12 protein-coding genes are annotated in these 12,269 nt (G+C 69.1%); all 12 read left to right on the top strand.

Annotation, left to right across the window (positions count from 1 at the left end; genetic code table 11):
• Positions 1-405: 405 nt before the first annotated feature.
• Positions 406-693: a hypothetical protein gene (locus ATL42_RS06345; RefSeq protein WP_098454625.1), complete on the top strand. Its 288-nt coding sequence runs from the start codon at positions 406-408 to the stop codon at positions 691-693.
• Between the two features lie 38 nt (positions 694-731).
• Positions 732-1,403 carry a hypothetical protein gene (locus ATL42_RS06340; RefSeq protein WP_098454624.1) on the top strand — a complete coding sequence of 224 codons (672 nt, stop codon included), beginning with the start codon at positions 732-734 and terminating at the stop codon, positions 1,401-1,403.
• Positions 1,400-2,419, top strand: a complete 1,020-nt coding sequence (locus ATL42_RS06335) for an HAD-IIA family hydrolase (RefSeq protein WP_098454623.1) — start codon at positions 1,400-1,402, stop codon at positions 2,417-2,419. Before ATL42_RS06340 ends, ATL42_RS06335 begins: the two co-directional genes overlap by 4 nt.
• A 158-nt stretch (positions 2,420-2,577) precedes the next feature.
• Positions 2,578-2,760 (top strand): hypothetical protein, encoded by a 183-nt coding sequence (locus tag ATL42_RS06330; protein WP_098454622.1) that lies wholly within the window; start codon positions 2,578-2,580, stop codon positions 2,758-2,760.
• Positions 2,757-3,662: a TlyA family RNA methyltransferase gene (locus ATL42_RS06325; RefSeq protein ID WP_245862206.1), complete on the top strand. Its 906-nt coding sequence runs from the start codon at positions 2,757-2,759 to the stop codon at positions 3,660-3,662. The genes ATL42_RS06330 and ATL42_RS06325 overlap by 4 nt, the downstream gene beginning before the upstream one ends.
• Positions 3,659-4,576 (top strand): NAD kinase, encoded by a 918-nt coding sequence (locus ATL42_RS06320; protein ID WP_098454621.1) that lies wholly within the window; start codon positions 3,659-3,661, stop codon positions 4,574-4,576. The genes ATL42_RS06325 and ATL42_RS06320 overlap by 4 nt, the downstream gene beginning before the upstream one ends.
• Positions 4,577-4,580: 4 nt before the next feature.
• The gene (gene recN, locus ATL42_RS06315; RefSeq protein WP_211281860.1) at positions 4,581-6,332 is read left to right on the top strand and encodes a DNA repair protein RecN; all 1,752 of its coding nucleotides are present in this window, start codon (positions 4,581-4,583) and stop codon (positions 6,330-6,332) included.
• A 5-nt stretch (positions 6,333-6,337) separates the two neighbouring features.
• Positions 6,338-7,525 (top strand): putative cytokinetic ring protein SteA, encoded by a 1,188-nt coding sequence (gene steA / locus ATL42_RS06310; RefSeq protein WP_245862204.1) that lies wholly within the window; start codon positions 6,338-6,340, stop codon positions 7,523-7,525.
• Positions 7,526-7,580: 55 nt separating this feature from the next.
• The gene (locus ATL42_RS06305) at positions 7,581-8,609 is read left to right on the top strand and encodes a copper transporter (RefSeq protein WP_169925352.1); all 1,029 of its coding nucleotides are present in this window, start codon (positions 7,581-7,583) and stop codon (positions 8,607-8,609) included.
• A 95-nt stretch (positions 8,610-8,704) separates the two neighbouring features.
• Positions 8,705-9,475 (top strand): hypothetical protein, encoded by a 771-nt coding sequence (locus ATL42_RS06300; RefSeq protein WP_342748114.1) that lies wholly within the window; start codon positions 8,705-8,707, stop codon positions 9,473-9,475.
• Entirely contained in the window at positions 9,472-11,088 is a 1,617-nt protein-coding gene (gene murJ, locus ATL42_RS06295) for a murein biosynthesis integral membrane protein MurJ (RefSeq protein ID WP_245862202.1), read from the top strand. Before ATL42_RS06300 ends, murJ begins: the two co-directional genes overlap by 4 nt.
• Positions 11,081-12,259: a glycosyltransferase family 4 protein gene (locus ATL42_RS06290; protein ID WP_098454617.1), complete on the top strand. Its 1,179-nt coding sequence runs from the start codon at positions 11,081-11,083 to the stop codon at positions 12,257-12,259. Before murJ ends, ATL42_RS06290 begins: the two co-directional genes overlap by 8 nt.
• Positions 12,260-12,269 lie beyond the last annotated feature (10 nt).

Genomic DNA, 12,269 nt, shown 5'->3' with positions numbered 1-12,269 from the left:
GAGGCTACGACTCTCGTCAGTCGCGCCCTCCCCGTTACGACAGCTCTGACTCACGCCCGGCTCGGGACACCCGGTCGAGCGAGTCGTCCTTCGACAGCCGTGCACCGCGTCGTGACGATCGTTCTGGCGGACCGGCGCCACGTACTGGCGGGTACAACAGCGCACCACGTGCATCGGATTCAGGTAGCTCCGGATACGAGTCGCGCCCGCCGCGCGACAGCGCTCGTGGGTACCGTCCGACGAGCGACGACAGGAACCGACCGGATCGCGGGGGCCAGCGTCCTTCGTCCGCCCGTGGCGATGATGATCGTGGTGCACGACGTGACGACCGTGGAGCACCTGCCCGTTCCGGGAGCTACGGCAGTGTGACCCGGACCGAGAATCCCTACGGCGACCGTTCGCAGCGTGACGCCGCACCTAGCCGGCCTGCTCGTGACGAGCGGGCAGAGCGCCCGGCTCGTACCGATCGGCACGAACGTCCCCGCACAGCAGACACGCGTGGTTCGGCACGTCCTGCACGCTCGGATGCACCTGACCGTGGCGCACGAGGCGGACGTCCTGACCGCACCACGTCTAGCGACGACCGATCGCGTCCTACCGACGGTCCGCCGCGGGTTCCTGCGCCGCCGCTGCCCGAAGGGATCCAGTTCTCCGACCTCGATCGAGATGCTCGTGGGCGTCTGCGTACCCTGACCAAGGAGAACGCGGAGACTGTCGGGCTCCACCTCGTGATGGCAGGACGCCTGATCGACTCCGAGCCCGAGCTGGCGTACGAGCACGCCCAGGAGGCGGTGCGGCGTGCAGGCCGTGTCGACATCGTGCGTGAGGCAGCGGGTCTCACGGCGTATGCGACAGGTCGTTTTGCTGAGGCACTCCGAGAGCTCCGTACCGTCCGGCGCCTCAACGGCTCTTCGGAGCACCTCGCCGTGATGGCGGACTGCGAACGTGGCCTCGAACGGCCTGAGCGCGCCATCGCACTCGCTGCGTCGCCCGAGGCGGAGACGCTGGACGAGACCCAGGCGATCGAGCTGGCGATCGTGGTGAGCGGAGCGCGTCTCGACCTCGGTGAGGGAGAAGCGGCCCAGGCCGTCCTCGACAGCCTCGTCGTGCCGAAGGGGGACCGCGAGCTGGAGGTACGGGTCGTCGAGGCGCGGATCGGGGTGCTCGAGTCGATGGGCCGGACCGACGCTGCTGCGGCTCTCCTCGCGACCCTGAGCGATCGCGAGCGCGCCTCGATACGAGACGACGCACCGGACGACGACATCGTCGTCTTTGACCTCGACGACGAGACGGAGGTCGCGTCTGTCGCCGGCACAGCGTCCGACGGAGCGCAGGCTTCCGTCGACGACGACAGCCAGCCGATCCGTGAGCAGTCGGACGAGGTCGAGGGAGACGACGCGTGAGTGAGCTTCTCCTCAGCAGTGCAGCGCCGCTGGTCGAGGCCTACGACCTCGGGCTCGTCGACCTCGACGGCGTCACGTATGCCGGGCACGATCCCATCGCGCACGCTGCGGACGGCTTGGCGCTCGCTCGCCGTGCTGGCATGCGCCTGGTGTTCGTGACGAACAACGCGTCTCGGGAACCGGGATCGGTGTCTGATCAGCTGTCGTCGCTCGGCATCCCAGCGGCGAGCGACGACGTGATGACGGCTGCCCAGGCGTGCGCGACCCTGCTGGGCGACCACGTCGCTCCTGGCTCGCGGGTGCTCGTCGTCGGCGGAGCGGGTCTCGTGACTGCGGTCACCGAGGCGGGCTACGTCGTCGTGACCAGTGCCGAGGACCAGCCGGCTGCCGTCGCGCAAGGCTTTTCACCTGGACTGAGCTGGGGTGATCTCGCCGAGGCGGCGTATGCCGTGGCTGGTGGAGCCGTGCACGTCGCGAGCAATCTTGACCTGTCGCTCCCGACAGCACGCGGCTTCGCTCCCGGTAACGGGGCGCTCGTCGGAGCGGTCTCTGCAGCGACGGGCGTGAAACCCTTCAGCGCCGGGAAGCCGGCTCCGACGATGTACGCGATGGCGGTGGCGCGTGCCGGTGCTGAGCGCCCGCTCGTCATCGGAGACCGGCTCGACACGGACCTGGCCGGTGCGCGTGCTGGCGGCTACCCCGGTTTCCACGTGCTCACCGGTGTCAGCAGCGCCCGGGACGACGTGCTGGCTGCGCCGGGCGAGCGGCCGCACTTCATCGGTGCGGACCTGCGCAGCCTGACGCTCGCGCACGACGCGCCGGTCCTGGGCGAGTCCGGGTGGTGGACGTGCGGTGCGTCGTCTGCGCGCGTCGTCGACGGGAAGCTCGAGGTCGTGGTCGATGAGGCCGAGCAGGACCCGGTCAACGTGGTGCGTGCGTCGTGCAATGCTGCCTGGACGTTCGTCGATGCGGGCGGGGTGCTCCAGACCGAGAGCGTCCCGGAGTTCGCAGTCTGAGGACGTTTCACGAGCGGACCTGGGGTCCGCACCGTCGTCGACCAGAGCGGCGACGGTGCGCAGGACCTTCCGTGGAGAACACCGCAGCCGCTCCTCTCCACGGTACGGTGAGCGGGCATCGACCGCGGAGACCGACCACCAGCCAGGAGGGGAGAGCGATGACCGACGAGCAGGCACGACTCGACGACCAGAACGTCGTCGACGTCCAGAGCGCATCGCCTGTCGACGAGGTGCTTGCTCCCCTGGAGACTCTCGAGCGGGCGCCGCTGGGCGAGCATGCCCCGATCTTCGAGGGTATCCATGCGGGCCTGCAGCGGCTGCTGGTGGAGCCTGACCTGTGACTGGTGCGCCACCACCGACCGCTCCCGTAGGCCGATCCGCATCGAGGATCGATGTTGAGCTTGTCCGTCGAGGCCTGGCGCGGTCCCGAGGTCATGCTGTCCGTCTGCTGGCCAACGAAACCGTCCTCGTCGACGGTCGACGCATCTCCAAGGCCTCTGCGATGGTGCCGGCTGCGGCTGACATCCGTGTCGACGCAGGCAGAGGCGATATCGACTATGTCTCTCGTGCAGCGTTGAAGCTGCGAGGTGCGCTCGACGCGCTGGACAGGCTCGGCCCCACGGTCGAGGGCACTGACTGCCTCGACGTCGGCGCGTCGACCGGCGGATTCACCGAGCTCCTCCTCGAGCGCGGCGCGCGGCGCGTGGTCGCTCTCGATGTCGGTCACGACCAGCTTGCGCCGCACCTCCGGTCTGATTCTCGCGTGCACGTGATCGAGGGCTGCAACGCTCGGGACCTCAAGGCGTCCGACCTTCCGTGGATGCCGCGTCTCGTCGTGGCGGACGTCTCGTTCATCTCGTTGACGCTCGTCGTACCACCCGTGCTCGATGCCGTTGCGGGGGACCTCGACCTGCTCGTCATGGTCAAGCCGCAGTTCGAGGTCGGTCGGGAGCGGCTCGGCTCCGGAGGCGTCGTCCGGGATCCGGCTCTGCACCAGCAAGCAGTGCGGGACGTCGTCGCGAGCGCTCATGCCGCAGGGGCGCGTGCCCGTGCGGTCATTCCTAGCCCGCTCCCGGGGCCGCACGGCAACCGTGAGTTCTTCGTCTGGTTCACGCGCGCTGAAGCGCATACGGACACCATCGATGGCACCATCGAGCAGGCTGTACGTGGCGACCCGCAGGGGACTGTCCCGACCGCACACTGGGTAGGTACCGAACCGCCCAGAATTGGAGGAAGACCGTGAGCCGCAAGATTCTCGTCGTGACCCATGGTGGGCGGCACGAAGCTGTCGCAGGGTTGCGTGAGGCAGTTCCTGAGCTGAGGGCCGCAGGTTTCGAGGTGCTGTTGCACGATCACGATCTCGCGGTCGAGCTGGGTGCCGAAAAGTTCGAGCTCGACGACACGAAGAGCTCGCTCGACGGTGCGGAGCTCGTCATGGTCCTCGGAGGGGACGGCACGATCCTGCGTGCGGCCGAGATTACGCACGGGACACAGGTGCCGTTGCTCGGAGTCAACCTGGGCCACATCGGATTCCTCGCCGAGAGCGAGCGAGAAGACCTGCGCGACGCCGTGCGACGCCTTGCCGACCACGACTACGCGGTCGAGGAACGAGGCGTCCTCGACGTCCTCGTCCAGCGTCCTGGCGGCGCGGAACCGATCCACGACTGGGCGCTCAACGAGGCGACCATCGAGAAGCACGAGCGGACGTTGATGATCGAGGTCTCCATCGAGGTCGACGGCCGGCCGCTGTCGTCCTTCGGCTGCGACGGGGTCGTCATGGCGACCGCGACCGGCTCGACCGCGCACGCGTTCTCGGCGGGCGGGCCTGTCATGTGGCCCGACGTCGACGCCAAGCTTCTCGTGCCGATCTCGGCACACGCACTCTTCGCACGGCCTCTCGTCGTCGGCCCCCGGTCCGAGTTCGCCGTCGAGGTCACCGCCCGGTCGGGGGCTCGAGGCGTCCTCATCACCGACGGACGTCGGCGCACGGAGCTTCCGGTCGGTTCGCGTGTCGAGGTCCGGACGAGCTCGATGCCGCTGCGGTTCGCGCGTCTCAACCAGGCGCCGTTCACGGATCGGCTGGTGAGCAAGTTCTCGCTGCCCGTCGCAGGGTGGCGTGAGGTCGCTGACGCTCGACGAGCAGCAGAATCGAGGTGAGCACGTGCTTCAGGAGATGAGTATCGAGAACCTCGGTGTGATCGGCGCGGCCCGTGTGGAGTTCGCGGCAGGTCTCACCGCGATCACGGGTGAGACCGGCGCCGGCAAGACGATGATCCTCACGGGTCTCACCCTCCTCATGGGAGGCAAGCCCGATGCCGGGGCTGTTCGGTCCGGCACCGACCGTGCCGTCGTCGAAGGACGTCTCACGGTCGATGGCCCTGCGCTCCTCGCTCGGATCGACGATGCCGGGGGAGAGCTCGACGACGACGGCACGCTGCTCGTCGTGCGCACCGTCGCTGCGCAGGGCCGGTCGCGGGCACACCTCGGCGGGAGGTCCGTCCCTCAGGGAGTGCTGGCAGACCTGGCTGACGAACTCGTGACGATCCACGGACAGTCGGACCAGATGCGGCTGCGGTCCTCGCAGCGCCAGCGCGAGGCTCTCGACGAGTTTGCTGGCGCCACGGTCGCCACGACCCTCGAGACGTATCGGGCGCTGTGGAGCGAACGCGTCGCCGTCCGGGCTCGCCTCGCCGACCTCACCGAGAGAGCGCAGGAACGCGCCCGCGAGACAGAGCTGCTGCGGCTCGGGCTGGCTGAGATCGAGCGGGTCGCCCCGCTGCCGGGAGAGGACGTCGAGCTCAACCGCGATGCCGAGCGGCTGAGCAACGCCGAAGAGCTCCGGACTGCTGCACGCGACGCGCTCGTCGCCGTCGCAGGAGAAGACCTGGGCGACGTGACCTCTCCTGACGAGAGCAGCGCGGTCGAGCTCGTGGACCGAGCCAAGCGGTTCGCAGAGCACGGAGGGCAGTACGACCCAGAGCTGGCTGCGCTCGGCCGCCGGCTCACCGACGTCGCCTACGTCCTCGCGGACGTGGGCGCCGACCTCGGCAGCTACCTCGCTGCGCTCGATGCCGACCCAGCACGCCTCGAAGCCGTCGAGGCGCGACGTGCAGAGCTCGGCCATCTCACACGCTCGTACGGCGAAGATGTCGATGCGGTCCTCGAGTGGGCGAGCGCTGCGGGGCTCCGGCTCCTCGACCTCGAGGACGACGACGGGCAGATCGAGACCCTCGAGGCGCGCGCTGCTGATCTCGACGGCGAGCTGGCCGCGACCGCCGCTGTCCTGACGAGCGCGCGGGAGCAGGCCGCTGAGCTGCTCGCGACCGCGGTGACCGACGAGCTGAGCGGGCTCGCGATGGCGGGTGCAGCACTCCACGTCGAGGTCGAGCCGCTCGACGCGCCCGGTCCGTGGGGAGCCGACTCTGTGCAGATGCTGCTCAGTGCACACCGGGGAGGGCCACCACGGCCGCTCGGGAAAGGGGCCTCCGGAGGTGAGCTCTCTCGCGTCATGCTCGCGATCGAGGTCGCGCTCGCGACGTCGGACGCCTCCCAGGCGCGACGCACCCCGACGATGATCTTCGACGAGGTCGACGCAGGTGTCGGTGGAAAGGCTGCGGTGGAGATCGGACGTCGGCTCGCTCGGCTGGCTCGCACCACCCAGGTGATCGTCGTGACGCACCTTGCCCAGGTCGCGGCGTTCGCGGACACCCAGCTGGTCGTGACCAAGGGATCCGGGGTCGCTCCAGAGCCGGGTGAGGTCTCAGACGACTTCATCACACAGTCGGACATCCGGATCGTCGACGACGCGAGCCGGGTGCAGGAGCTGGCCCGGATGCTCTCCGGCCAAGAAGGCTCAGAGGCGGCCCTGCGCCACGCAGCGGAGCTGTTGGAACAGTCCGCTGTGAGATCATGAAGCTGATGAAGCTCTTCTCAGCGAAACAGGTCGTGACGGACACCGAGCCCGGGATCCGGGGCATCGCCAAGGTGGACCGGCGTACAAAGGACCTCACGAAGCGCGTACAGCACGGTGACATCGCGGTCATCGACCACCTCGACATCGACCGGATCGCAGCGGAGTCCCTCCTCCTCGCGCGGCCTGCGGCCGTCCTCAACGCCGCGAAGTCGATCTCGGGCCGCTACCCGAACCTCGGCCCGAGCATCCTCGTCGAAGCGGGCATCCCGCTCATCGACGACCTCGGTCCCGACATCATGTCCGTCCGCGAAGGACGCACCCTGCGGATCGTCGACGGCTCCGTGTTCAGCGGGACCGACCTCGTCGCCGAGGGCGTGCTGCAGACGGTCGAGAGCGTCGGCGTCGAGCTCGAGTCCGCACGCGAGGGGCTCTCAGCACAGCTCGAGTCGTTCGCCGCCAACACGATGGACTACCTCCGGCGCGAGCGTGACCTTCTGCTCGACGGCGTCGGGATCCCGGAGATCACGACCGTCATCGAGGGCAGGCAGGTCCTCATCGTCGTGCGCGGCTATCACTACAAGGAAGACCTGCAGACCCTTCGCCCGTACATCAAGGAGTATCGTCCGATCCTCATCGGCGTCGACGGGGGAGCCGACGCGATCATCGAGGCCGGGTGGTCGCCCGACCTCATCGTGGGCGACATGGACTCCGTGTCTGACAAGGCACTGCGCTCCGGAGCAGAGGTCGTGGTCCACGCGTACCGTGACGGCCGTGCACCCGGGATGGAGCGCGTCGCCGGGCTCGGCGTTCCCCACGTCATCTTCCCTGCGGCAGGTACGAGCGAAGACATCGCGATGCTCTTGGCCGACGACATGGGCGCAGAGGTGATCGTGGCCGTAGGGACCCACGCCACGCTCGTCGAGTTTCTCGACAAGGGTCGCGCAGGCATGGCGAGCACCTTTCTCACACGCCTGCGGGTCGGCGGGAAGCTCGTCGACGCGAAGGGGGTCTCTCGCCTGTACCGGCACAGGATCTCCAACGTCCAGCTGATGCTCCTCGCCGCTGCCGGTCTCGTCGCAGTCAGCGCCGCTCTCATCTCGACGTCTGCGGGCCAGACGCTCATCGGGCTGCTCGGTGCACGGATCGACGACCTCTGGTCGTGGATCTACCACCTCGCGTGGTGGACGTCCTGACCGACCTCCGCTGCCTGCCCCGTCGCCTCCCCACACCTCAGAAGGTTCGTCTCCCGTGATCGACTTCCGGTACCACATCGTCTCCCTCATCTCGGTCTTCCTGGCTCTTGCCGTCGGCATCATCCTGGGGGCAGGCCCGCTGGAGGGATCGATCGGAGAACAGCTCACGGGCCAGGTCGACGTGCTGCGCACGGAGAAGGACGAGCTGCGGGTCGAGCTGGACGCTTCTCACGCCGACCTGGTAGCGAGCGACGCCTACGTCTCTGCCTCGGCGTCGACGATCCTCTCGGGCACGCTCACCGACCGCCGCGTCGCGGTGGTCCAGCTCGGGCCGGTCGACGACGAGACGTATGCGGCGATCGAGAAGCAGATCAAGGCAGCCGGTGCCACGGTGTCCACGAGGGCGCAGCTTGCATCGTCGTGGACTGCTCAGGACCAGGCCGACTCGCGTCAGTCGTATGCCGCCACGCTCGGTGACTACCTTCCCGAAGACGCCGACGCGGACGGTTTCGACGTCACCCTCGCGCGGGCCCTCGTCGAGACGCTCACCGGCAGCGACGCAGCGAAACCAGACGCCTTCTCGGCCGATGCGACGCTCATCCGCGAGATCCTCACGAGCAGCGAGCTCATCGACGTCATCGGCGACGTCTCGGGTCCTGCCGACGTCATCGTCCTGCTCGACTCGAATGCGTCCCCCGTGGACGGCGAGGACGTGCCGACCTCGGAGGACCTCGAAGCCGCAGCCACGATCGAGCTGACCTTGGCCGAGGCCGCCCAGGACGGCTCTGAGGGCGCGGTCGTCGCAGGTACGTCGTTGAGCGAGGGGGACCTCGTGTCACGGGTCCGCGAGGACCAGGCGCGGGCAGGTTCGATCTCCACCGTGACGGACATCGACAGGATCGTCGGTCAGGTCAACCTTCCGTTGGCACTGGCTGCACGCGTCGACGGAGAGGTAGGACACTTCGGTGCCGACGAGAACGCGACCGCACTCGTCCCGCCTGCCGTCACGCTCGCTCCGGTCGACCGTACGCCGGAAGAGACTCCCGCTCCTGACGGCACCGTGCAGGCACCGGACGCAGGATGACGACCGGGTCGCGCAGGTTTCTCGTCGCTCTCGTAGCATCGGGGGCCACAGCGATTGCTCGCGAGACGCTGCGGAGACGGCCCCCTGGAGGCGCCGTGCGATGGTCTCGCACGAACCACAGAGGCGAGCCCATCAGCCTTCTGGAGGGACCAGCGGTCGCTGTGGGCCTCGTGTGCGGCGTAGCTGCTGCAGGGCGCTCTCGGAAGACCGTTGCGCTGGCGCTGGCGACGGGCGGGGCAGCGGTGTTCGGCGTCATCGACGATCTCGCCGAGGACACGTCCGAACGGTCGAAGGGTCTCCGAGGGCACCTTCGTGCAGCTCGGCAGGGCCGGCTGACGACAGGTGGTCTCAAGGTGCTCGGCATCGGAGCCAGCGGGCTGGTCGCTGCCGCGTTGCTCGTCGAGCGTGATCTGGGTGCCGTCCGGCGAGCGGTCGACGTCCTCGCGGACGGAGCGCTCGTCGCGGCGTCGGCCAACCTCGTCAACCTCCTCGACCTGAGGCCCGGGCGCGCGCTCAAGTCGAGTGGCCTCGCGGCGGCGGCGCTCGGTATCAGCGGTTCTCCCCACGCCCTGGCTGTCGTCGGCGCAGCCTCGTCCGCATGGTCCGCCGATCTCGCTGAGCAGGACATGCTCGGTGACTGCGGAGCGAACGCGGTGGGTGCGCTCCTCGGAGCCGCGACAGTCTCCAGCGTGTCCCGCCCTGTGCGGAGGCTCGTGCTCGTGGTGGTGCTGGGACTGACCGCTGCGAGCGAGCGGGTGAGCTTCTCTCGCATCATCGCGGAGACGCCCTGGCTCGAGAGGCTCGACATGATCGGACGTCGACCGCTCGATCCCCAGGAGCAGACGCTGGGGAACGGCACGGCGTGAGAGCCCGCCTGGGCGCCGCGACCCAGACGCTCACCGGCGCAGCAGTCATGATCACTGCGGTGACGATCGCCAGCAGGCTCCTCGGTTTCGGTCGGTGGTTCACTCAAGCCTGGCAGGTCGGTCGTGGCGGCGTCGCCGACGCCTATGCAGCGGCCAACCTCTTGCCGAACGTGCTCTTCGAGGTCGCAGCCGGCGGGGCCTTGGCAGGCGCGGTGATACCGCTCCTCGTCGCACCGCTCGCGCGTAGAGCGAGCACCGAGGTCTCCGCGGTCGCCTCCGCGTTCCTCACGTGGGCGCTCGGTGTGCTCGTCCCGATCGGCATCCTCCTCGCCGTCGTCTCCGGCCCGCTCGCACGGATGCTCGTGAGCGTCGGTGACGGGGGAGACGCTCGGGTGACGCAGTACTTCCTCATGGTCTTCGCCGTCCAGGTGCCGCTCTACGGCGTGAGCGTCGTGCTGGGAGGGATCCTTCAGGCACACCGGAGGTTCTTCTGGCCTGCGGCGGCCCCTATGCTCTCCAGCATCGTCGTCATCGTCGCCTACATGGTGTTCGGGCAGCTCGCCGCAGGGCAGCAGGGAGACCCGGGAGCGCTCTCGTCGGCTGCTCTCGCGTGGCTTGCCTGGGGAACGACAGCCGGGGTCGCCGTGATGAGCTTGCCGTTGCTCGTGCCGGTGCTGCGACTCGGTGTCCGCCTCCGCCCGACGTTCTCCTTCCCGGGAGATGCCGGGTCACGTGCACGGAGGCTCGCGTCCGCAGGGCTGGGGGCTCTCGCCGCGCAGCAGCTCTCGGTGCTCGCCGTGATGTTCGCAGCGCGACGCTACGGTGGCGACGGTGCCTTCAACATCTACCAGTACGCCCAGGCCGTGTACGTCCTGCCCTACGCGGTGCTGGCCGTCCCGCTCGCGACGAGCGCCTTCCCCCGGTTGGCTGCGCGAGCAGGAGAGCACGACAGAGCAGGCTTCGCTCAGCTCACCGCACGGACCACCCGAGCCGTGCTCGCGGTCTCGGCCCTCGGAGCCGCCGCGCTGGTCGCAGGGGCGAGCGCAGTCGAGGCGGTGTTCGACGCGTTCACCCCGGGCGGTGCTGACGGGATGGCTGTCTCTATCGCGTGGTCTGCGCCAGGCCTGGTCGGGTTCGCGTTGATCTTCGCGCTCTCCCGGACGCTCTACGCGATCGATCGAGGCCGCGCTGCGGTGGGCGCCGCAGCCGCTGGCTGGTCGGTGGTGGTCCTCGTGGCAGTGCTGCTGCCCCCGATCGTCGTGGACGGCCGGACCGACATCAGTGCCACTCTCGCGGCGCTCGGCGCAGCGAACTCCCTCGGCATGGCGGTCGCAGGGGGCCTGCTGCTGTGGGCGCTGTATCGCCATGCGGGCGACGCCGCCCTCGAGGGACTCGGCCGCACCACCGCAGTGCTCGCGCTCGGTGGCGTGATCGCAGCGTGGGTCGGCAGCTCGACGTCCGAGGCCTTGCTTCCCGTCGACCCGTGGTGGCCACTCTCGATCGGTGTAGGGCTGGTCGGCGCTCTCGTCGCGGCGGGCGTGGTCGTCGGTGCTGTCTTCGTCGGGGACAGGTCGGTCTTCACAGACCTCGAAGCAAGGAGAACTCGTGGTTGAGTCGTCGCAGGCACGCGTGCTGCAGGTTCTGGGATCGAGCGCAGGAGGCGTCGCGCGGCACGTCGCGCAGGTTGCCGAGGCACTGGGCGCGGACACCGAGGGGGAGACAGGCAGCATCGTGCAGGTCGCCGGTCCTGGCTCGGTGCGTGACGTCGTGGCGCCTGTGGGGTCTGCGGTGCGGTTCACGGCTGTGGAGATCTCCGATCGGCCCGGACCGGGAGACGTGACCAGCCTCCGGAGGCTGCGCGACCTGGCACGAGGGGCTGACGTCGTTCATGCGCACGGGCTGCGGGCTGGAGCACTCGTGATCATCGCCACACGATGTCTCCGGGGTGCGCCACCAGTGGTCGTCACGCTCCACAACCTGCCCGTCGGACCCCGCAGCGTCCGCGCTGTGTCGTTCGTGCTCGAGCGCCTCGTCTCTCGGCATGCTGACGCAGTTCTCGGGGTCAGCCTGGACCTCGTCGACCGTGCTCGGCAACAGGGGGCGAGTCATACGGGTCGTGCGCTCGTGCCGGCTCCCTCGCGCCCTGACGTCGAATGCAGCACGAACCGGGTTCGTTCAGACCTCGGAGTACCTGCAGGCGCGCGGCTGCTCGTCACGGTGGGCCGGCTTGCCCCGCAGAAAGGGCTCGACACGCTGTGCGACGCTGCCGCGATCCTCGACACGGCGGGAGTCTCCGGCGGTGTGGTGTGGGTGGTCGCGGGAGACGGGCCGTTGCGTGAGCAGCTCCAGGGACGCATCGATGCTGAACGCCTGCCGGTCCGGCTGCTCGGGTTCCGTGACGATGCTCCAGACCTCATGGCCGCAGCCGAGGTGGTCGTGAGCACCGCGGTGTGGGAGGGACAACCCATCTGGTTGCAGGAGGCGCTCGGCCTCGGCTCCGCCGTCGTCACGACCGACGCAGGCGGCACTCGCGAGGTGACGGGTGACGCGGCGGTGCTCGTCTCCGTCGGGGATGCTCCAGCTGTGGCGGCAGGTGTCGTTGATCTGCTCACGGACGGGGGGCGCCGGGACGCACTGGCGGCGGCGGCGCTCGCACAGGCTTCCACGCTGCCGTCCGTCGCCGACGTCGTGGGAAGTCTCACAGACCTCTACGCAACCCTGCGCTCAGAGCGCGGACGCGCCGACCAGACGTCGCGTGCACGCCCCTCCCGAGGGATCGGCTGATAGAGTAGAA

The organism is Sanguibacter antarcticus (genome assembly GCF_002564005.1).
In the GTDB taxonomy this organism is placed as follows: domain Bacteria; phylum Actinomycetota; class Actinomycetes; order Actinomycetales; family Cellulomonadaceae; genus Sanguibacter; species Sanguibacter antarcticus.
Note: the sequence above shows the minus strand (reverse complement) of the source record. Positions and strands in the feature narration are given on the sequence as shown.